Origin of the sequence: Bradyrhizobium sp. AZCC 1610, assembly GCF_036924515.1 — a bacterium.
Classification (GTDB): Bacteria; Pseudomonadota; Alphaproteobacteria; order Rhizobiales; family Xanthobacteraceae; genus Bradyrhizobium.
This window is the reverse complement of the sequence record NZ_JAZHRR010000001.1, coordinates 6880364-6899565: the sequence shown is the minus strand read 5'-3', so window position 1 is coordinate 6899565 and position 19202 is coordinate 6880364. Positions and strand designations below refer to the sequence as shown.

Sequence of the window (19202 nt, the reverse complement as noted above, 5' to 3'; positions counted from 1 at the left end):
ACGCTTCGCGTTGTCGCAGGCAATGACGGCTTCTAGAGCGCGATCTTCCGATACTCCCGATTGCTCAAGCTGGCTTCCTCCAGATCGAGGTCGCGTTCGATCCGCCGCCTGGTTTCGTCGGTGATCTTGCCGTCGCGGAGCAGGACGTGGATGAACTTCCGTTCCGCCGCAATCAATTCCCGCGTCAACTCGGTACCGGCCGCCGAGATATCGTGGGCGTCGGCATCGAGCACGTCAGGGAGCTGATTGCTGCGGACCTCGTGCCGTGCACGCAGCAGCTTGACGACTCCGTCGGAAAGCTCGCGGTCGTCGGTGATGGCATCGAGCGATCTGAGCGCCGCATCGAGCGCCTCGCGGCGCGCCGCGATCTCCGCTTCATGCTCCGCCAAATGTTCGCTGCGGCCGTCTTTGGCGACCCCGAGCCATCGCACCACCGCCGGCAATCCAAGCCCCAATCCCACCAGGGTGATGAAGATGACGCCGAAGGCCACGAACAGGATCATGTCGCGGTGGGGAAAGCCCTCGCCGCTCGGCAGCGCGAACGGCAGCGCCAGCGCCGCTGCGAGCGACACCGCGCCGCGCACGCCGGTGAAGGCCACCACGAACACGGTCTGCCAGGATGGCGGCGGATCACGTTCACGGATTCGTCTGCTGATCAGACGCGGAAGATAGGTTGCGGGATAGACCCAGGCAAAGCGCGCCACGATGACGATGATGGCGACCAGCGCGGTGGCGAACAGGATTTCCTGCAGCGGAAACGCCTTCGATTTCTCGAACAGCAGCCGCATCTGGAATCCCGTCAGCAGGAACAGCGAGCCCTCGACCAAATAGATCACGAGGTCCCAGAAGAAGATGCCCTGCAGGCGCGTCGCCGATGAAATCAAGAGCGGTCCATTCCAGCTGATATAGAGGCCGCAGGCCACGGTTGCGATCACGCCGGAGCCGCCGAGATGCTCGGGGACCCAGAAGGCGAGGTAGGGGGTGATCAGCGACAGCGTGATCTCGACCTGCGGATCCCGCGCGCGATGGCGGGCGCGCAAGGAGAGCCAGCCGATCGCCACGCCGAACAGGATCTCGCAGACGACGATCATCGCGAAGGTGCCGGTGGCCTTCGGCAGCGAGAACAGACCGGTCGAAATCGCCGCCACGGCGAAGCGATAGAGGATCAGCGCGGTGGCATCGTTGGCCAGCCCCTCGCCCTCGAGCACGACGAGAATGCGGCGCGGCATGCCGAGCTTGCGGGCAATCGCTAGCGGCGCCACCACGTCCGGCGGTGCGACGATCGCCCCCAGCAGGAAGCCGACGCCCCAGGGCAGCCCGATGAGATAATGCGTCGCGGTCGCGACCGCGAAGGCGGTGAAGATCACGCAGCCGACCGACAGCAGGATGATCGGACGGAGATTGGACTTGAATTCGCGCCAGCTCATGGCGACGCTCGCCGAATAGATCAGCGGCGGCAGGAATACGAGCAGCACCAGCTCAGGCGGCAATTCCACCGTCGGCATGCCGGGCACGAAGGCCAGCGCGATGCCTGCGAGCAGCAGCAGGATGGCCGGTGCGACGTTGATTCGCCGCGCCAGCAATGCGGTCCCTGCCAGCGCCGCGAGCAGGATCAAAAAGATCTGAAACTTGGCTTCCATGATGGTCCCAGTTCGCAGGGAAAAACCGCGAGGTCAATAATGCGAAGGGGACGCGCTCATGGACGGGACTATCAGGCTTCAAGTCGGTCCGGCCAAACTGGCGATCGAACTTCTCGAGGTTGCCAACAACTGTCGCCGGCGGGCGTGCTCGTCTGATCGACTACTCGCGCAGGTCGTAGCGGTAGGATTTCGAGACGATCTTCCAGCCGTCGCGCAGCTTCATCGCCACCAGATAATCGGTGAAGTAGCGCGGCGGCAATTGGCAGCGCACCTTGATGAAGGCGGTCTGATCATCGGAGCGGTCGATTGTGACGATGAAATCCTCGCGCGGCTTGCCTTCGGCCTTGGCTGAGGGGCGCTTGCGCACGCGATCGAGCCAGTCCGGCACGGTCAGCACCTGCAATTCGCCGTTTTCCAGCCAGCGCAAATCGGCGGTGGCGTCGAAGATCGCGCCGAGCTTGTCGGCATCGCCCTCATACAGGCCATCGAAATAGTTCTTCACCACGGCTTCGACGGTCGATCGGTCGTGACTCACGGTAGTTCCTCCCGGCGAAAAGAAATTTGTTCGAGCTGAATTAAGCCACGAACCGCTTCATTGCGCTAGGCTGACTTGATCACGGTTGCGAGGAGTTGCAGGTGGCGGGTTCAGCAAAATCGAATGCTCGCATTCTTGCCGGAGAATGCTTTTGCCGCGCGGTCAGCTACGCTGTGGCTGACGAATTCGGCTACGCCTTGAACTGCCATTGCTCGAATTGCCGGCGCACCACCGGTGCGGCGTTCAAGCCGTTCGCTGGCATCGCGCGCGACAAATTCAGCGTCATCAAGGGCGAGGACGATCTCATGATCTATGGCGACGAGGCCGGCCACGACGCGCATTGCCGGAAATGCGGCTCTTTGCTCTATTCGGTGGTGCGTGAAGGCGCCTTCGTCCACGTCGCCATGGGCACGCTGGTCGACGATCCCTCGATCCGCCCGACCGCTCACATTTTTGTCGGCTCCAAGGCATCGTGGTTTGCGATCACGGACGACCTGCCGCAATACCGGGAGCATGTCGTGCCGCGTTGAGCGGCTCATACTGCACCGGGAATACATGCCTGTCGCCGGAGGTTTATACCTGGACGGGATCCCGGCGGAAAAGGTGGTCGGTCATGGCCGAACCGACAGGGCGCTGGCCCGACTAAGGATATAGCGAGGGCACAATTCACGTTGGCGTGGATCGTGACTTAACTCACAAAGCCGGGCTGTGGCTTCTGGTAGGCAGGCCGGTGTGGTAAAAAGGTACAAGGCTCCGGAGGAGTCATTATGATGTCTGGATCGCTAAAATTGCTTCGATGGGCCGCTGCAGCCGCGGCCTTCCTGTTCGTGAGCGAGCCGGCCCTTGCCGAGAAGCGCGTGGCGCTGGTGGTTGGCAATTCCGCCTACAAAAATGTCGCGCCGCTGGCCAATCCCGTTAACGACAGCGCCAAGATCGCGGCGACGTTGAAAGACGCGGGCTTTGATGTCGTCGATTCCCGCCGCGACCTGCCGGCGGCCGAGACCCGTCGCGCGCTGCGCGACTTCGCGGATCGTGCGCGCGATGCCGATATCGCGGTGGTCTATTACGCCGGCCACGGTATCGAGGTGGACGGCGGGAACTACCTGATTCCCGTCGATGCGCGGCTGGAACGCGACACGGACATCTATGACGAAGGCCTCTCGCTCGACCGCATTCTGATCGCGATCGAGCCGGCCAAGAAGCTGCGGCTCGTGATTCTCGACGCCTGCCGCGACAATCCGTTCGCCCGGACGATGAAGCGCACGGTTGCTTCGCGCGCTATCGGGCAGGGCCTGGCCAAGGTCGAGCCGACCAGCCCGAACGTCCTGATCGCTTATTCAGCCAAGGCCGGGTCCACCGCAGCCGACGGCGACGGCCAGAACAGCCCGTTCACGGCGGCGCTGTCGCACCATTTGACCAAGCCCGGGCTCGACGTGCGCCGCGCGTTCGGCTTTGTCCGCGACGAGGTGCTCAAGACCACCAATAACCGGCAGGAACCCTTTGTGTATGGTTCGCTCGGCGGTGAAGACGTGCCGTTGGTGCCGGCTCGCCCGGCGGTTGCGGCGGCCCCTGCGACACCCGCCCCCAGTGCGCAGGCCGAAGCCCGCCGCGATTACGAACTCGCGCTGCAGATCGGCAACAAGAGCGCGCTCAACGCCTTCCTCGCGCAGTATCCCGATGGCTTCTACGCCAGCCTCGCCAAGCTTCAGCTCGACAAGATCGCCGCCGAAGAAGCACGCGTCGCCGCGACCGAGAAAGCGCGGCTGGCCGAGCAGGAGCGGGCACGGCTCGCCGCGGAGGGCGCCCGGAAGTCGCAACAGGCAAAAGCCGAAGCGGAAGCCAAAGCCGCCGAGCAGGCGCGCATCGCGGCTGAAAAGGCCAAGCAGGTGGCGCAGGACCAGGCGGCTGCCGCCGAACAGAAGCGCGTCGCCGCCGAAAGCGCCAACGCCGACAAGGCATCTGCTCCAGCCCCCGCTGACAAGGACAAGGCCGTGAACGTTGCTGCCCTCGCCGCGGGGCCGCCGCAGGCCGACGTCACCAAATCGGTGCAGGCCGAGCTGCGCCGCGTCGGCTGCCTGACCGGCAACGCCGATGGCAACTGGAATAACGCCTCGCAGCGGTCGCTGACGCTGTTCAACCGCTACGCCGGAACCAAGCTCGACACCAAGGTCGCCAGCGTCGATACGCTCGATACGATCAAGCTGAAGTCGTCACGGGTGTGTCCGCTGGTCTGCGAACACGGCTTCCAGGCCGATGGCGACCGCTGCACCAAGATCGCCTGCGCCGAGGGCTCGTTCCTCAACGACGACAATGAATGCGAAAAGCGTCGCGCCAAAAAGCCGGTGGCAACGCGCGACAGGCCGGAATCACGGCGCGTTCCCGAAGCAAGGCATGCTCCGGAACCAAGGCAAGTTATCGTCAGGCGTTCTCAGGGACCGACTGGTCCAGGGCTGTCGTCTACAGGCCGGCCGCTTACCGGCCACGAACGTCAGGTGGGTTGCCACTCCTACAGCGCCATCATGTCGGGCGTGTGCCCATAGCCACCGCCGCGTGTTATCGAACACGCCACGGCCCCGGCTCATCTCTGTCTTCACGGCAGGGGTCCGGGCCAGATTCAGGGCGCCGGGGACGACGGGGGTTAGATCGCGCTCGCCGCGATATTCACCATTAAGGCCAGCAGCGCCGTATTGAACACGAATGAGATGATGCCGTGCACGGTCGCGGTGCGGCGGATGACCCTGTCGGTGATGCCGACATCGGAAACCTGCGCGGTCATGCCGATCACGAACGAGAAGTAGACGAAGTCCCAATAGTCCGCATCCTCGCGCGCGTCGCCGCCCGGGAACTGCAGGCCGCCGGCTTTGCTGCCGCGGTAGAAATCATGCGCGTAGTGCAGCGCAAAGGCGGTGTGCACCAGCGCCCATGACACCACGATCGTCACCGTCGCCAGGATCAGCCCGGCCGGATTGCCTTTAGAGGCGCCGAGCTCGAACACGATCGCGCCAAGGCTCGCGAGGGCGCCAAACGCGGTCAACAACAGGATCAGGAAACGCCCGTCATCCTGCAACACCGCGCTGCGCCTTATATGGCTGACGTCACAGCGCAGCATCATGATGTAGGCGAGCACGAGATACAGCGCGGCGAACACGTCCCAGCCGACGACAAGCCGCGTTGGCAGCCGCAGCGTGCCGGGCAGCAGCAGGAACGCGATGACGCCGACCGCGAGCGCGATGAAGGTGCGCGGCCTCCCGTAGACCACGCGGACTGGCAGCGGCAGGTTGCGGAACCGAACAAGGTGCTCTTCGAATTCCTTGCTCATCCGCAGCCTCTATTGCTCGCTAGTTCTTGCGCTCCGCGACGAAGCGCGCGGCTGCCCGCAACACGTCGCCCTTTGTCCCGAAGATCGACAGCGCCGAATCCGCCCGCGCCAGCAGATCGCGCACGCGCTGCTTGGCGCCGTCGATACCGAGCTGGGTGACGAAGGTGGTCTTGCCGAGCGCCGCATCCTGCCCGGTCTGCTTGCCGAGCGCCGCCGCGTCGCCCTCGACGTCGAGCAGATCGTCGGCGATCTGAAACGCCTCACCGAGTGCACGGCCGTAATCGTCGAGCGCCTGGTATTCCTTCTGTGAAGACTGGCCGAGGATGGCGCCGGCGATGCAGCCATAACGCAACAGCGCGCCGGTCTTCATCTGCTGCAGCCGTGCCACGTCGACCGGTTCGCGGTCGCCGAACCGGCCTTCGCCGGCGAGGTCGAGGATCTGGCCGCCGACCATGCCGCCAATGCCGGAGGCGCGCGCCAGCGCGCGCGTCAGGAGCAGGCGCACAGTGGCGTCCTTGTGGATCTCGTCGCGGGTGACGATGTCGAACGCCAGCGTCAACAGCCCGTCGCCGGCGAGGATCGCGGTGGCGTCGTCGGTCTCCTTGTGCAGCGTGGGCCGGCCGCGGCGCAGGTCGCTGTTGTCCATCGCGGGCAGGTCGTCATGGATCAGGGAATAGCAATGGATGCATTCCAGGGCCGCGCCGACCAGCAGGGCCGCTTCGCGCGGAACACCGAACACCGCCGAACTTTCGGCTACCAGAAAGGGCCGCAGCCGCTTTCCGCCGCCGAGGCTGGAATAGCGCATCGCCTCCATCAGCCGCTTCGGCCGGACGATCTCGTCGGGCAACAGCGTATCGGACAACAGCTTCGCCAGCAGGGCTTCGGTATCGTCCGCGGTCTGGTCCAGTCGTTTGGCAAAATCGGCAGTGGCGGTCGTCATTAAGAATAGCTCCAGATCAATTTGGCCGGACAATCGTTGATGGCAACGGCTTCGTCAATTCCATGACCCCGGTCACAAAAGCGCTGGAAAACGCACGAAATATCATGGAGATGTCACGTGGGTGGGGCCTGTTCGCCGGTCCCGGGCCGGGTTGGGCTGAACCGGAAGCATCCAATTTGCGCATTGTCCGAATTTTATTGCTGATCCTGCTTGCGGTGCTGTTGCTGCCCTATCTGGTGACGCCGCTCTACCGAACCGGCCATCCGGTCTCGGCGCTGATGGCTTGGCGCTGGCTCAACGGCGTGCCGGTATCCCGGCAATGGGTCAATTTCAACGTGATTTCGCCCTCACTGCCGCGCTCGGTGGTGGGCTCCGAAGACGCCAGATTCTGCAGCCATCGCGGGGTCGATTGGGGTGCGCTGCAGGATGCGATCGACGACGCCGAGGATGGTGAGACTGCCCGCGGCGGATCGACGATTACCCAGCAGGTGGCCAAGAACCTGTTCCTTTGGCCGGGCCGCAGCGTGGTCCGCAAGGCGCTGGAACTGCCGCTGGCGATGTGGATCGATCTCATGCTGCCCAAGCAGCGGATCCTGGAAATTTACCTCAACATCGCCGAGCTCGGCCCATCCGGACAATTCGGGGCCGAGGCCGGGTCGATGTACGCGTTCGGCCATTCGGCGGCCACGCTTTCCGCGCGCGAGGCTGCCTTGCTGGCGTCGATCCTGCCCAATCCCGTCAGGCGCAGCGCCCGCAACCCCGGCCCCGGCGTGCGCCGTCTGGCCGGAACCTATATGGCTCGGGCCAACGCCGTGCCCCGCTGCTGGAGCGAAAATCGTGCTTTTTGAGCCAATTTTCAGTCCCTTTAACCGCAAGCCGGCCTAGCTTTACGCCATCCCATCCTCTATAAGCGCGGCCTTATCGGCATCGCAGCCCGTGCGCGCAGCGCTGGGCCGTCCGGTTTGCGGACAATGCCTCCGACAACACCCCTAGAGGACCGTTATGGCCGTTCCCAGAAGAAAAACATCGCCCTCGCGGCGTGGCATGCGCCGCTCGGCGGACGCCCTGAAGAAGCCGACTTATGCCGAGGACAAGGATTCCGGCGAACTGCGCCGTCCGCACCACCTCGACCTGAAGACCGGCATGTACAAGGGCCGGCAGGTGCTGAAAAAGAAGGAATCCTGATCGGGTTCGGGGGATAAGGCGCCGCTTCCAGCGGCGTCTGCCCGAATTTGGCCAACGAGTGGGCCAAGGTTCCACAGGGCGAAGCGATGCTTTGCCCGGGGACATTCCGGCATTCCTAGGAAGGCGCGATACCCATGGTCGGTTTTCCGCTGCTTCTGATTCCGCTCGCGATCTACAACATCATCGTCTTCCTGATGCCCAGCGTTGCGTTCACCGATCCGCTGGTGAAGCTGACGTTGATGTCGGGCGCGGAATGGACGGTGACGCTGAGCGACGTGCTGCTTACGCTCGCCATCCTGCTGCTGCTCGCCGAAGTCATCAAGGGCGCGCGCCCCGGCGCGAAATATCTCACCGACCATCTGCTGTCGCTGATCGTGTTCGGCGCGGCTGCGGCCGAATTCGTGCTGTGGCCGAAGTTCGGCACCTCGACCTATTTCCTGATGACGGCACTGGCGCTGGTGGATTTCCTCTCCGGCCTTGCCTTGCGAACGCGGCGCCGTGCAGTTGCGGTAGCGGCGGCGCCTGCGCCTGCGCCAAAAGCCACCGAACCTCCGCCAAAAGCCGCCGAAAAAGTCGAGGCGCCGGCCGAGCCTAAAATCGAGCCCGCGCCGGCAGCCGCACCCACGCCTGCTGCGCCATCGGTGCCGCCGGCAGCCTCTGTTGCCGAATCCGTGTTGAAGGATCAGCCCGAGCCGAAACCGGCGCAGTCCGCCGCCGCGCCCGAGGCGACCTCGCCGAAACCGGCGCAGCCCGCCGCCGCGCCCGAGGCGACCTCGCCGAAACCGGTGCAGCCCGCCGCCGCGCCCGAAGTGACCTCGCCGAAAACGCCTTCACCGGAAGTCCATTCGGCGGAAATCTCGTCACCGGAAGTCCCGTCGCCGGGAATACAGCCGGGCAGCGGCCCGCAGCCCTCGCCGGATAAGCCGGATACCCCTCAACGCTGATCTAGACGGTTTGCTTGGTCCGGAAGCCGGTGCCGGACCGCCGGATCTGGCTGGCGCCATAGGCCGTCTGCGCATCCGCCAGCGAAGCCCGCCTAAGGCCGCGGGTTTGCGGCGCCCGGTCGGCGGTCGCGATCAGCTGTGCGACGAAGGTTGGATCGGGCCGCGGCGCCGATCTCGGCGACCAGTGCACGGACTGGGTCACCGGCACCAGCTCGGTGCAGGCCGGCTCGTCGAGGTTGACGAACTCGCCGTCCAAGATTTCGTCTGATCGATCGATATCCAGCATCGCACACCGTAACCGGCTAACTGTCACGTTTTGGGACGTTACGCCCTACTGCGATCTGACCTCGCAAGGCCTATGCCGCTTCCTTCCGGTTCGTTCCCGCCGGCCCCGGGAAGTCTGTGAAACATGGTTTCCGGATTATTTATGAACTTGACCTAGCCTGGCGTTCGAAAGAGCCACTATCCTTGAGGCTTAGGGGAATCACCCCACGGTGTCCCGAATCGAGGCGTCCTGATGCCCCCTGTCCCGCAAGCCTCCAGCATCCTTGCCTCGCTTGGTCAGGCGGCCTTCCTCTGGGACCTGACGGCGGACACCATCGCCTGGAGCGACAATGCCGGCGCGGTCTTCACCGACATCCCGGCGGAGGCCCTGGCCAGCGGCGCCGGGTTCGCCAAGCTGATCGAGCCCGCCCAATCGATCCGGGCGGAGGCGCTCGCCCAATCGGCGCCGGCGCGGGGCGACGAAGGCGTCGCCTACCGGATCGAATATGGCGTGCGCGCCGCGGCCTCGGCGCCCGTGATCTGGATCGAGGAGACCGGTTGCTGGTTTGCCGGGCCCGACGGCAAGCCGGTGCGCGCGCAGGGCATCGTCCGCGTCAACAACGAACGCCACGCCCGCGACGAACAGCTCATGCGGCTTTCGCGGCACGATCCGCTGACCGGTGAACTCAATCGCACGCATCTCGTCGCCTCGCTGGCGGAAACGATCGAAGAAACCATGCGTTTCCGATCGTCCTGCGCCTTCATGCTGATCGGCATCGATCATCTGGCGCGCGTCAACGATGCCTTTGGTTTCGACGTAGCGGACGCCGTGATCGCCGAAGTCGGAAAACGCATCCGCGCCAAGCTGCGCGGCGGCGACGTGCTCGGCCGGTTCTCCGGCAACAAGTTCGGGCTGGTCTTGAGGAACTGCACGGTCGACGACACCAATACTGCGGCCGAGCGCTTCCTGGCAGGGATCCGCGACGAGGTGATCCCGACCAAATCCGGCCCCGTCTCGGTGACGGCCTCGATCGGCGCGATCAGCATCCCGCGCTACGCCCGCAATGCCGATGAGGCCATCAATCGCGCCCAGGAAACACTCGACGGCGCCAAGCGCCGCCGCGCCGGATCGTTCTCGCTGTGGCGTCCGAATGTCGAACGCGATGCCCAGCGCCGCGTCAACATCCGCGTCACCGACGAGATCGTCACTGCACTCAACGAGCGCCGCATCGTGACGGCGTTCGAACCCGTCGTGGAAGCACGCTCGCGACAGCCGGCGTTCTACGAGTGCCTGGTACGGATGGAGCAGCCGGACGGGCAGGCGCTACTGGCGCCCGATATCGTTCCGGTCGCCGAGCGATTGGGCCTGATCCGGCTGGTCGATCACCGCGTGCTCGAACTCGCGGTCGCCGAACTTGCCGCGTCGCCGAACGTACGGCTCAGCCTCAACATCTCGCCCGACACCACCATGGACCCGGATTGGTGGACCGGAATCGAATCGCTGATGCGGGCCCATCCCGGCGCCGGCGAGCGGCTGATCGTCGAAATCACCGAAACGGTCGCGATCCAGGATATCGACGATGTCCGCGGCTTCGTGACCCGTTTGAAGAATTTCGGCAGCCAGATCGCGATCGACGATTTCGGCGCCGGCTACACTTCATTCCGAAATTTGCGCAAGCTCGGCGTCGATATCGTGAAGATCGACGGCGCCTTCGTGCAGAACATCGCACGCTCCGCGGACGATCGCGCGTTCGTGCATACGCTGATCGATCTGGCGAACCGCCTGCAGATCAAGACGGTGGCGGAATGGGTGCAGGACGAGGAAGCCGCCGTGATGCTGCGCGAATGGGGCTGCGATTACATCCAGGGCCGCCTGATCGGGCTGGCCTCGCCGGAACGGCCGTGGGCTGCGCAGACTGAGACGGTGTTGCCGGCGGCGGGGTAGGCACGCGTAGCCCGGATGAAGCGAAGCGCAATCCGGGAGAACTCAAGCCGGTTGCGAAACCGTCCCGGATTTCGCTTCGCTCCATCCGGGCTACGAGCGCGGAATGCGCGTCAGAGGAAGCTCTACTCTTCCTTCTTCGGCTCTTTCGACATGCGCTCGAGCCGGTCCTGCATGTCTTTCATCTGGCGGCGAAGATCGTCGATATTGTCTTCGTCGGGTGCCGGCTCCGGCACCTTCTCCGGCTCGGACGGCGCCGATCCGGGGCGCGGCGGCACGAACGGCTTGAACATCGAGAACGTCTGCTGAAACAATTCCATGTTGCGGCGGACATGTTCTTCGAGCGGCGCAAACGGCGTGCCGCTGAACGTGTTGGTAAGCTGCTTGCGGAATTTTTCCTGTTCGCGCGTCAGCGTATCGATCGACTGCTCCAGATATTTCGGCACCACCATCTGCATGCTGTCGCCGTAGAAGCGGATCAACTGCCGCAGGAAAGTGGTCGGCAACAGATTCTGTCCGGCCTTGTTTTCCTGCTCGAAGATAATCTGCGCCAGCACCGAGCGGGTGATGTCGTCGCCGGTCTTGGCGTCGTAGACGAGAAAGTCCTCGCCGTCCTTCACCATCGCCGCGAGATCCTCAAGCGTCACATAGGTGCTGGTGCCGGTATTATAGAGCCGCCGATTGGCGTATTTTTTAATAGTCGTAGGTTGGTCTGACTTTGCCATGGGCTCACACATCGACACCGAGAGCGGGGAACCCGACGGCATCGCCGACGGGCAGACGAGCAACGCAACGCAGCAAAGTAAGCATTTTCAATGCGGTTCGGCTACCGTTTTGTGCGGCACGGTTAATTCCAAGGCATGGACGCTGCTATGGAAACCCACACGTGGATCAATTTGAATGCGCCGCGGCAGGATTTTGGGCCTTGGCCGATTGACATGGGTCAATGGGGTTAACAGGATGAGGTGAGAGACAGGCACGCCATCCGGCCGCCCGCCGTCGAAGAAACCTCAAGCCCAAGAAACCCAATAAGGAGATGTCCATGTCAGACGATGTCGTCATCGTCAGCGCCGCCCGCACCCCGGTCGGCAGTTTCAACGGCGCGTTCGCCACGATGCCGGCCCATGACCTCGGCGCCGTCGCCATCAAGGCCGCGCTGGAGCGGGCCGGCATTGAGCCTGGCCGCGTCTCCGAAGTCATCATGGGTCAGATCCTGACCGCAGCCCAAGGCCAGAACCCGGCCCGCCAGGCCTCGATCGCCGCCGGTATTCCGGTGGAGAGCCCGGCCTGGGGCGTCAACCAGCTCTGCGGTTCCGGCCTGCGTACGGTCGCGCTCGGCTACCAGGCGCTGCTCAACGGCGATTCCGAAATCGTGGTCGCCGGCGGCCAGGAATCCATGAGCATGGCCCCGCACGCGCAATATCTGCGCGGTGGTGTGAAGATGGGTGGCCTGGAGCTGGTCGACACCATGATCAAGGACGGGCTGTGGGATGCCTTCAACGGCTACCACATGGGCAACACCGCCGAGAACGTCGCTCGCCAGTACCAGATCACCCGCGCGCAGCAGGACGAGTTCGCGGTTCACTCGCAGAACAAGGCCGAGGCCGCGCAGAAGGCCGGCAGGTTCAAGGACGAGATCGTCCCCGTCACCATCAAGACCCGCAAGGGCGACATCATCGTCAGCGACGACGAATATCCGCGCCATGGCGCGACGCTCGACTCGATGGCCAAGCTGAAGCCCGCCTTCGAGAAAGACGGCACCGTCACCGCCGGCAGCGCGTCCGGCATCAATGACGGCGCCGCCGCGGTGGTGCTGATGACCGCCAGGCAGGCCGCCAAGGAAGGCAGGAAGGTGCTCGGCCGCATCGTGTCGTGGGGCCAGGCCGGCGTCGATCCCAAGATCATGGGCACCGGGCCGATCCCGGCTTCCCGCGCTGCGCTGAAGAAGGCCGGCTGGAACATCGGCGATCTCGACCTGATCGAGGCCAACGAAGCATTCGCGGCGCAGGCCTGCGCGGTCAACAAGGACCTCGGCTGGGATACCGGCAAGGTCAACGTCAATGGCGGCGCGATCGCGATCGGCCACCCGGTCGGCGCCTCCGGCGCGCGCGTGCTGGTAACGCTCTTGCACGAGATGCAGAAGCGCGATGCCAAGAAGGGCCTCGCCACGCTGTGCATCGGCGGCGGCATGGGCATCGCGATGTGCATCGCACGCGACTGAACTAAAGGCAGAGTGACTGGTTGAATGATGAAAAGATCATCTCGCAACCTCGGCTCGAATTGATAAAGATGAAATGCCCGGTCTCGCGCCGGGCATTTTCATCTTGCGCAAGCGTTTCCAGGAGCGCTGCAAAAACAAGAGCGCTTCAAAACCGGAAAGATTGAGTTTCGTCAAAAGACCGGAGCAATTCCGGCGTAGAAAAAAGACCACCAAGGAGGACTACGACATGGCACGTGTTGCATTGGTAACTGGGGGGACGAGGGGCATTGGCGCGGCGATCAGCAAGGCGCTGAAGGCTGCGGGCTACAAGGTTGCGGCGAGCTACGCCGGCAACGACGCCGCCGCCGAGAAATTCAAATCGGAGACCGGCATCCCCGTCTACAAATGGGACGTCAGCTCGTTCGACGCCTGTGCCGAAGGCGTCAAGCAGGTCGAAGCCGACCTAGGCCCGGTCGACGTGCTCATCAACAACGCCGGCATCACCAAGGACGGCGCCTTCCACAAGATGACGCTCGATCAGTGGAACGCGGTCATCAACACCAATCTCGGCTCGCTGTTCAACATGACGCGCCAGGTGATCGAAGGTATGCGCGCCCGCAAATTCGGCCGCGTCATCAACATCTCCTCGATCAACGGCCAGAAAGGCCAGTTCGGCCAGGTCAACTATTCCGCGGCCAAGGCCGGTGACATCGGCTTCACCAAGGCGCTGGCGCTGGAGAACGCCAAGGGCGGCATCACCGTGAACGCGATCTGCCCCGGCTACATCAACACCGAAATGGTGCAGGCGGTGCCGAAGGAGGTGCTTGAGAAGAGCATCCTGCCGCTGATCCCGGTCAATCGCCTCGGCGAGCCCGAAGAAATCGCCCGCGCCGTGGTGTTCCTTGCCGCCGACGAGGCTGGCGGCATCACCGGCTCGACGATGACTGTCAATGGCGGGCAGTACATGGTGTGACCTGAGCGCTCGTCACCGCATGGCTGTTGCATGTCGCAACGGCTCATAAAAAGTCGTCATGCCCGGGCTTGTCCCACGGCTGTCCGGTTCATTGTAAGTATAATCCGAGTTTTAACTGGTTTGAGTTGATCGGGATGGGCTGTAGGGGTTCGAGCAACTGGTTGATCGGGCGCCTGCGCATGAGGTTGGAGCGGACGAGCCGGGCAAATACGAGGGGGCTGTGTATTGCCTTTTGAGCGAGCTGGGCCATACGCAAGATGAGAAAAGCGATCAGGGCGGTAGCGATCTGAATGCGAACGGCATTCTCGGAGACCCCGATGAAGTGCCTGATTCGAAGCGTCTGCTTGACCCAGCGGAAGAACAACTCGATCTGCCAACGCTGTTTGTAAAGGTCTGCGATCTCCTGCGCCGGCGCGTCGAGATCATTGGTCACGATGCGCAACAACTTACCGGTGTCGATGATCACGCGGATCTCCCGGACCGGAACTTGCAGCGGATTGTTGCGGCTGTTGGCGAGCCGGGCCGGCAGGTGACCGATCCGGTCGCTCACAATATTGCTGCCCTTGGGAACGCGGTTCTCCTTGACCACGCTGAACGGAGTGTTCTTCTTCAGCCGTGTCACAAAGCGGCAGCCGGCATCATCGAGCCTCGCCCACCAGCCGTAATCGTAATAACCGAGGTCGTAGACGTAGGTTACACCCGGCTCGATCGGCATGGCTTTGGCGGCTGTGATGTCGTTGACGTTGGCCGGTGTCACCGCAAAGTAGACCGGTCGATCGGCATTCGGATCGTAGACGATATGCGCCTTGGCCCCGAACACATCGGCCGAAAACGTCGCCCAGCCTTCGCTCAGGCTAGAGAGCCGAACACTGGTGGAATCAATCAGCCGGACCGCGTCTGCCGCCGCGCGCCGCAGCCCGCGATGCGCTTGCGGCAACATTTGCGCAAACAACTCGCTAAACACTTGCCAAGGCCGTTTCGAATTGGCGTCCGACATCGTCGAACGCTTCACCGGTGTCGCTCCCACATGATAAAGTCGTGTCTCGTGGCTCGCCATTCCGGTCACGGCCTCCCGCAGGCTCGTTGCGCCGCTCAATTGCCCATACAGCAAAGCAATGAGGTGACGCTTCGTCGTCAATTTGCGCACCAACCGGTCGGCTCCGTGCTTTTCCACGATCTGTTCGAATCTAGACCAAGGAATGTGCTTCGTTAGACTATGAAATACGCTATTCTGATGCCGCATGGCGCGGATCTCCTTCCGTGTCTCGAACGTGTGCGAAGCGCTCAAAACACAGAAGAATCCACGTCATGCACCCTGTCCATAAAAATCGAACCGGACAGCCGTGGGCTTGTCCCGGGCATCCACGTCTTTACAACCATCTGGCGAAAAAAGACGTGGATGGCCGGGACAAGCCCGGCCATGACGGAAAGTACCTGCATAAATGACCCCCCGTGCCGCCACACTGATCGGACTGACCGCGATCCTGATGTGGTCGCTGCTGTCGGTGTTGACCGTTGCGACCGGAAAGATCCCGGCTTTCCAACTCGCCGCCATGACGTTTGCAATCGGCGCCCTGGTCGCTTTCGCAAGTTTCCTGCTCAGGCCCGCCGCCTTTGGCGCATTGAAGCAGCCGCTGGTCGCCTGGGTCATCGGCGTCGGCGGCCTGTTCGGTTATCACGCGCTGTATTTCCTCGCGCTGCGCTTTGCGCCGCCGGCCGAAGCCGGCCTATTGAACTATCTCTGGCCGCTCCTGATCGTGCTGTTCTCCTCGCTGCTGCCGGGTGAGCGGCTCGCGCCGCATCACATCATCGGTGCGTTGCTTGGGCTCGTTGGAACGGTGCTGCTGTTCGTCGGCAATACCGGTGCCTTCGCACCGGGCCAAATACCGGGACTCGCGGCAGCCTTCGTTGCCGCCTTCGTGTGGGCAGCCTATTCGGTGATGTCGCGCAAGCTCAAGGCGGTGCCGACCGATGCAGTGGCGGGCTTCTGTCTCGCGACCGCGCTACTGGCCGCGCTCGTGCATGGCATGGTCGAGACCACGGTTTGGCCGGAAACGATCGGGCAGTGGCTTGCAATCATTGCTCTCGGCGTCGGCCCGGTGGGCGCCGCCTTCTTCGTCTGGGACATCGGTATGAAACGCGGCGATATCCGCGTGCTCGGCGCCGCGTCCTACGCGACGCCATTGCTGTCTACGTTGTTCCTGATTCTCGCCGGCTTTGCGCAGCCGACCGCCACCATTGCCATCGCCGCGATCCTGATCGCCGGTGGCGGCCTGATCGCGGCGAAGGATATGGTGTGGAGGAAGTACTAAGCCGCCGGCTTCCAGCCCGGTGGCTTGTACTTCGCTTCCGGAATCTCTCCGAGTTCGGAGCGCTGCAGCTTTTGCGGCGTCAGCCCGTAGAATTGCTGGAAGCTCATGATCAGCGGCCGCCATTTGTCGGGATCGACGCGGTTGGGCTCACCTTCCATCATGATTCCCGGATGCGCATGCACGCGGGTGATGCGCACCTCGATCGCCGTGATGTTGCCGCGCCAGACACTATCCTCCTGCGCCATTTCATGGACCTGCGCGACCTTGGCTTCGATCTGCACCGAACATTCCAGCGCGCGCGGTGCCGCAACTGTTTCACCTGCCATCGCCGTCAGGCCGCACAGGCCGAACTTGTCGCGCGCATGCCGGTAGCCGCGCATGATCTTGCCCGGCGGCACCGGGTCCGAACCAGTCGTGCGCGCCAGCCGATCGACCGCGCCGACGAGCCCGGCGGACGGCAGATTGAGGACGCATTCGCCTGATCGAATCATGTTCTCGGTGGTCTTTGAATTGGCTGCCAACCCCAGCATACAGCGCCATCCGACCCACCATGCCGACGACATCGGGGCGAGGTTAAATGAGCCGTCCTCATTGGTTGAGCCGATCAGAACCACCGGCGTGCCGAAATAGAAAATCGCCGGCTCGATCTGATGTGAAACGCTGAATGTCCCGTGCATTTTCCGCTCCTCTTGTTGCGAGGCCGGAAACTATGTGCGCGAGCGTGTGAAACCCACCCGATTTCCGATCGGCTGTTTCAGCGTGGAGGAGTCCAATCCTTCGGCGCGAGTTCGAATTTCGCAAATTCGAATCCGGGCGCAACCGTGCAGCCGACCAGCGTCCAGTCGCCGGTGCTTTCGGCTGCCTGCCACGCATGCGCGGGCACGACCGCCTGCGGGGTTTCGCCGGCCGTGAGATCGGCGCCGAGTTTGATGCTGCGTTCACCGTTCTCGTCCGCGATTCGCAGCGTCAGCACGCTGCCCGCATAGTAGTGCCAGGTCTCCACGGCATCGACGCGATGCCAGTGCGAGCGCTCGCCGCGCGCCAGCAGGAAATAGATCGCGGTCGATCGCGAACGTCCATCGGCATCCGCGCGCGCGTCGCGAAACGTCTCGCGATAATGCCCGCCTTCCGGATGCGGCTTCAGGTCGAGCCGCGCGATGATGTCGGCGGCTTCTTTCGGTAGCGCCATCAGGACTTGTTCTTGCGTTCGCGCAGTTCGCCGAATACCTCGGCCGCGCTGGCGCCCTTCATGTGCAGCTTCGCCGCTACCGACGGCTCGTCGGCGCGCAGGAAGACGTTGGCTTTCTTCTCCTCACCCAGCAGCACCGGGATCGTCGGCTTGTTCTCCGCACGCAGCCGCGTCACTTCCTCGGCACGCGCCTTCAGCGCGGGATTGTCGGTATCGACTGACAGCGCGAACTTGACGTTCGACGCCGTATACTCGTGACCGCAATAAAGTTTGAAATCGTCCGGCAGCGCGCGGAGCTTCAACAGCGAATCCCACATCATGGGATAGGTGCCCTCGAACACCCGGCCGCAGCCGATCGAGAACAGCGTGTCGGCGGCAAACAGCGCCTTTTCGGTGTCGAACACGTAGGAGATATGATCGAGCGTATGGCCGGGCGTTTCCAGCACCCGCGCCAGCAGGCTGCCCACCTTGATCACATCGCCATGGGCCGCGCGCAGGTCGACATTAGCGATCCTGGTGGACTTGTCGTTGGGGGCAACGACCCGGCAATTATATTTCTGTTTCAGTTCGGCGACGCCGCCGACATGGTCGTGATGGTGGTGGGTGACGAGAATATCCGTCAGCGTCCAGCCTTCGCGCTCCAGCGCCTTGATGATCGGGGCGACCTCCGGCGCGTCGATCGATGCGGTAGCCTTGGTCGCGGGATCGTGAATCAAATAGCCGAAATTGTCGTTGAGGCAGGTGAAGGTACGAATTTCCGCGGCCATGATAGCTCCGTGACTAAGGCTTTCCGCCCCATTGGGATATCAAGAAATATGGCGTTAACGCTCGCGCGGCAATGCCATTTTCGGCGCACCGCAACGAAACGCCATGTGGTAGATTGCGCCCATGACCATCGACGTCATCGATCTCCGCGATTTCTATTCACAGCGCCTCGGCATCGTGGCGCGGCAGTTGATCAACCGCGGCATCCGGGCGCGCTGGCCCGATGCGACGGGTCAGCGCGTGCTCGGGCTCGGCTACCCGACGCCCTATCTCGGCCTGTTTCGCGAGGATTCCGAGCGCTGCCTCGCCTTCATGCCGGCGGCGCAGGGCGTGTTGAAATGGCCGACCGCGCGTCCCGCGCTGGCGACCCTGATCGACGAATTTTCGATGCCGCTGCCGGACGCTGCGGTGGACCGGATCCTGCTGGTCCACGCGCTGGAAATGTCCGACGATCCGGAACGCTTGCTGCGCGAGGTGTGGCGGGTGCTGGCGCCGTCCGGGCGGCTGATCGCGGTGATCCCGAACCGGCGCGGCGTGTGGACGCGCTCCGACAATACGCCGTTCGGTCACGGCCGGCCCTATTCGCGCGCGCAGATCACGCAATTGCTGCGGCAGACCTGGTTTACGCCGGCGGCGTGGGGCGAGGCGCTGTTCCTGCCGCCGGTTGGCAATAGCTGGTTCCTGCGGTCGGCGATGGCGTGGGAACGCGTCGGCGCCGCGCTGTCGCTGCCGTTCGCGGGCGTCCATATCGTGGAAGCGACCAAACAGGTCTATCGCGCGATCCCCGCGGGCCGCGAACGCACGCGGTTGATTCCGTCACTGGAGCCGGTGCTGGTGCCGTCGTCGACGGCGACAAGGGATAAGGCGTAGTCTATCCGCTCGTCGTCCCTGCGAACGCACTAGGGCATCTACACATCTTCTGGAGTCTTCTCAAAGAGTTACCGCGAGAATGCCGAGAAATCGCACGTCAGCGCTAGGCTAGACGCAAGAAATT

20 protein-coding genes are annotated in these 19202 nt (G+C 63.4%); 10 read left to right on the top strand and 10 right to left on the bottom strand.

What is annotated here, in order from left to right; all coding sequences use genetic code 11:
* Nucleotides 1–32: 32 nt before the first annotated feature.
* Both V1279_RS33795 and V1279_RS33790 read right to left on the bottom strand, forming a co-directional pair.
* The gene (locus V1279_RS33795) at nt 33–1640 is read right to left on the bottom strand and encodes a Na+/H+ antiporter (protein ID WP_334444949.1); all 1608 of its coding nucleotides are present in this window, start codon (nt 1638–1640) and stop codon (nt 33–35) included.
* A gap of 160 nt (nt 1641–1800) precedes the next feature.
* Nucleotides 1801–2175: a nuclear transport factor 2 family protein gene (locus tag V1279_RS33790; RefSeq protein ID WP_334444947.1), complete on the bottom strand. Its 375-nt coding sequence runs from the start codon at nt 2173–2175 to the stop codon at nt 1801–1803.
* Nucleotides 2176–2276: 101 nt separating this feature from the next.
* Here V1279_RS33790 and V1279_RS33785 point away from each other — a divergent pair, with 101 nt between their 5' ends.
* Nucleotides 2277–2705, top strand: a complete 429-nt coding sequence (locus V1279_RS33785; protein WP_334444945.1) for a GFA family protein — start codon at nt 2277–2279, stop codon at nt 2703–2705.
* Between the two features lie 240 nt (nt 2706–2945).
* Nucleotides 2946–4715 carry a caspase family protein gene (locus tag V1279_RS33780; RefSeq protein WP_334444943.1) on the top strand — a complete coding sequence of 590 codons (1770 nt, stop codon included), beginning with the start codon at nt 2946–2948 and terminating at the stop codon, nt 4713–4715.
* A 98-nt stretch (nt 4716–4813) separates the two neighbouring features.
* Here the strand turns inward: V1279_RS33780 and V1279_RS33775 are convergent, their stop codons facing one another.
* Both V1279_RS33775 and V1279_RS33770 read right to left on the bottom strand, forming a co-directional pair.
* Nucleotides 4814–5494, bottom strand: a complete 681-nt coding sequence (locus V1279_RS33775; RefSeq protein ID WP_334444941.1) for a DUF1345 domain-containing protein — start codon at nt 5492–5494, stop codon at nt 4814–4816.
* A 19-nt stretch (nt 5495–5513) separates the two neighbouring features.
* The gene (locus V1279_RS33770) at nt 5514–6434 is read right to left on the bottom strand and encodes a polyprenyl synthetase family protein (protein ID WP_334444939.1); all 921 of its coding nucleotides are present in this window, start codon (nt 6432–6434) and stop codon (nt 5514–5516) included.
* A gap of 176 nt (nt 6435–6610) precedes the next feature.
* On the opposite strand from V1279_RS33770, the gene mtgA reads away from it, so the two are divergent.
* From mtgA to V1279_RS33755, 3 genes are all read left to right on the top strand, one after another.
* Entirely contained in the window at nt 6611–7282 is a 672-nt protein-coding gene (mtgA, locus tag V1279_RS33765; protein ID WP_334446692.1) for a monofunctional biosynthetic peptidoglycan transglycosylase, read from the top strand.
* Nucleotides 7283–7436: 154 nt separating this feature from the next.
* Nucleotides 7437–7619: a 50S ribosomal protein L32 gene (rpmF, locus tag V1279_RS33760; protein WP_028347701.1), complete on the top strand. Its 183-nt coding sequence runs from the start codon at nt 7437–7439 to the stop codon at nt 7617–7619.
* 134 nt (nt 7620–7753) lie between these two features.
* Nucleotides 7754–8563 carry a hypothetical protein gene (locus V1279_RS33755; protein ID WP_334444937.1) on the top strand — a complete coding sequence of 270 codons (810 nt, stop codon included), beginning with the start codon at nt 7754–7756 and terminating at the stop codon, nt 8561–8563.
* 1 nt (nt 8564) lies between these two features.
* Here V1279_RS33755 and V1279_RS33750 read toward each other — a convergent pair whose 3' ends face one another.
* Complete coding sequence (locus V1279_RS33750) at nt 8565–8849, bottom strand: hypothetical protein (protein WP_334444935.1); 285 nt, start codon at nt 8847–8849, stop codon at nt 8565–8567.
* A 231-nt stretch (nt 8850–9080) separates the two neighbouring features.
* On the opposite strand from V1279_RS33750, the gene V1279_RS33745 reads away from it, so the two are divergent.
* Nucleotides 9081–10772 (top strand): putative bifunctional diguanylate cyclase/phosphodiesterase, encoded by a 1692-nt coding sequence (locus V1279_RS33745; protein ID WP_334444933.1) that lies wholly within the window; start codon nt 9081–9083, stop codon nt 10770–10772.
* Nucleotides 10773–10894: 122 nt separating this feature from the next.
* Here the strand turns inward: V1279_RS33745 and phaR are convergent, their stop codons facing one another.
* Nucleotides 10895–11494, bottom strand: a complete 600-nt coding sequence (gene phaR / locus V1279_RS33740) for a polyhydroxyalkanoate synthesis repressor PhaR (RefSeq protein WP_334444931.1) — start codon at nt 11492–11494, stop codon at nt 10895–10897.
* Between the two features lie 317 nt (nt 11495–11811).
* On the opposite strand from phaR, the gene V1279_RS33735 reads away from it, so the two are divergent.
* Both V1279_RS33735 and phbB read left to right on the top strand, forming a co-directional pair.
* The gene (locus V1279_RS33735) at nt 11812–12990 is read left to right on the top strand and encodes an acetyl-CoA C-acetyltransferase (protein WP_334444929.1); all 1179 of its coding nucleotides are present in this window, start codon (nt 11812–11814) and stop codon (nt 12988–12990) included.
* Nucleotides 12991–13216: 226 nt separating this feature from the next.
* Nucleotides 13217–13942 (top strand): acetoacetyl-CoA reductase, encoded by a 726-nt coding sequence (phbB, locus tag V1279_RS33730; protein ID WP_334444927.1) that lies wholly within the window; start codon nt 13217–13219, stop codon nt 13940–13942.
* Between the two features lie 88 nt (nt 13943–14030).
* Here phbB and V1279_RS33725 read toward each other — a convergent pair whose 3' ends face one another.
* Complete coding sequence (locus V1279_RS33725; protein ID WP_334432501.1) at nt 14031–15185, bottom strand: IS4 family transposase; 1155 nt, start codon at nt 15183–15185, stop codon at nt 14031–14033.
* Between the two features lie 199 nt (nt 15186–15384).
* Between V1279_RS33725 and yddG the strand changes: the two genes are divergently transcribed.
* The gene (gene yddG, locus V1279_RS33720; RefSeq protein WP_334444925.1) at nt 15385–16254 is read left to right on the top strand and encodes an aromatic amino acid exporter YddG; all 870 of its coding nucleotides are present in this window, start codon (nt 15385–15387) and stop codon (nt 16252–16254) included.
* On the opposite strand, the gene V1279_RS33715 is transcribed toward yddG, so the two are convergent.
* The 3 genes from V1279_RS33715 to gloB all read right to left on the bottom strand — a co-directional run bounded on the left by V1279_RS33715 (nt 16251) and on the right by gloB (nt 18210).
* Nucleotides 16251–16931, bottom strand: a complete 681-nt coding sequence (locus V1279_RS33715; RefSeq protein WP_334444923.1) for a flavin reductase family protein — start codon at nt 16929–16931, stop codon at nt 16251–16253. The two genes, yddG and V1279_RS33715, sit on opposite strands and share 4 nt — an antisense overlap.
* A gap of 77 nt (nt 16932–17008) precedes the next feature.
* Complete coding sequence (locus V1279_RS33710) at nt 17009–17443, bottom strand: cupin domain-containing protein (RefSeq protein WP_334444920.1); 435 nt, start codon at nt 17441–17443, stop codon at nt 17009–17011.
* Entirely contained in the window at nt 17443–18210 is a 768-nt protein-coding gene (gene gloB / locus V1279_RS33705) for a hydroxyacylglutathione hydrolase (protein ID WP_334444918.1), read from the bottom strand. The genes V1279_RS33710 and gloB overlap by 1 nt, the downstream gene beginning before the upstream one ends.
* Nucleotides 18211–18331: 121 nt before the next feature.
* On the opposite strand from gloB, the gene V1279_RS33700 reads away from it, so the two are divergent.
* Nucleotides 18332–19078, top strand: a complete 747-nt coding sequence (locus V1279_RS33700; RefSeq protein WP_334444916.1) for a methyltransferase domain-containing protein — start codon at nt 18332–18334, stop codon at nt 19076–19078.
* Nucleotides 19079–19202: the final 124 nt, after the last annotated feature.

What these genes read in the sequence shown, in the direction of transcription:
- rpmF (WP_028347701.1), top strand. Translation starts at nt 7,437, where the DNA reads ATGGCCGTTCCCAGAAGAAAAACATCGCCCTCGCGGCGTGGCATGCGC.
- gloB (WP_334444918.1), bottom strand. Translation starts at nt 18,210, where the DNA reads ATGGCCGCGGAAATTCGTACCTTCACCTGCCTCAACGACAATTTCGGC.
- V1279_RS33755 (WP_334444937.1), top strand. Translation starts at nt 7,754, where the DNA reads ATGGTCGGTTTTCCGCTGCTTCTGATTCCGCTCGCGATCTACAACATC.
- V1279_RS33710 (WP_334444920.1), bottom strand. Translation starts at nt 17,443, where the DNA reads ATGGCGCTACCGAAAGAAGCCGCCGACATCATCGCGCGGCTCGACCTG.
- yddG (WP_334444925.1), top strand. Translation starts at nt 15,385, where the DNA reads ATGACCCCCCGTGCCGCCACACTGATCGGACTGACCGCGATCCTGATG.
- V1279_RS33775 (WP_334444941.1), bottom strand. Translation starts at nt 5,494, where the DNA reads ATGAGCAAGGAATTCGAAGAGCACCTTGTTCGGTTCCGCAACCTGCCG.
- V1279_RS33750 (WP_334444935.1), bottom strand. Translation starts at nt 8,849, where the DNA reads ATGCTGGATATCGATCGATCAGACGAAATCTTGGACGGCGAGTTCGTC.
- V1279_RS33725 (WP_334432501.1), bottom strand. Translation starts at nt 15,185, where the DNA reads ATGCGGCATCAGAATAGCGTATTTCATAGTCTAACGAAGCACATTCCT.
- V1279_RS33715 (WP_334444923.1), bottom strand. Translation starts at nt 16,931, where the DNA reads ATGCACGGGACATTCAGCGTTTCACATCAGATCGAGCCGGCGATTTTC.
- V1279_RS33780 (WP_334444943.1), top strand. Translation starts at nt 2,946, where the DNA reads ATGTCTGGATCGCTAAAATTGCTTCGATGGGCCGCTGCAGCCGCGGCC.
- V1279_RS33735 (WP_334444929.1), top strand. Translation starts at nt 11,812, where the DNA reads ATGTCAGACGATGTCGTCATCGTCAGCGCCGCCCGCACCCCGGTCGGC.
- V1279_RS33745 (WP_334444933.1), top strand. Translation starts at nt 9,081, where the DNA reads ATGCCCCCTGTCCCGCAAGCCTCCAGCATCCTTGCCTCGCTTGGTCAG.
- V1279_RS33700 (WP_334444916.1), top strand. Translation starts at nt 18,332, where the DNA reads ATGACCATCGACGTCATCGATCTCCGCGATTTCTATTCACAGCGCCTC.
- phaR (WP_334444931.1), bottom strand. Translation starts at nt 11,494, where the DNA reads ATGGCAAAGTCAGACCAACCTACGACTATTAAAAAATACGCCAATCGG.
- phbB (WP_334444927.1), top strand. Translation starts at nt 13,217, where the DNA reads ATGGCACGTGTTGCATTGGTAACTGGGGGGACGAGGGGCATTGGCGCG.
- V1279_RS33795 (WP_334444949.1), bottom strand. Translation starts at nt 1,640, where the DNA reads ATGGAAGCCAAGTTTCAGATCTTTTTGATCCTGCTCGCGGCGCTGGCA.
- V1279_RS33770 (WP_334444939.1), bottom strand. Translation starts at nt 6,434, where the DNA reads ATGACGACCGCCACTGCCGATTTTGCCAAACGACTGGACCAGACCGCG.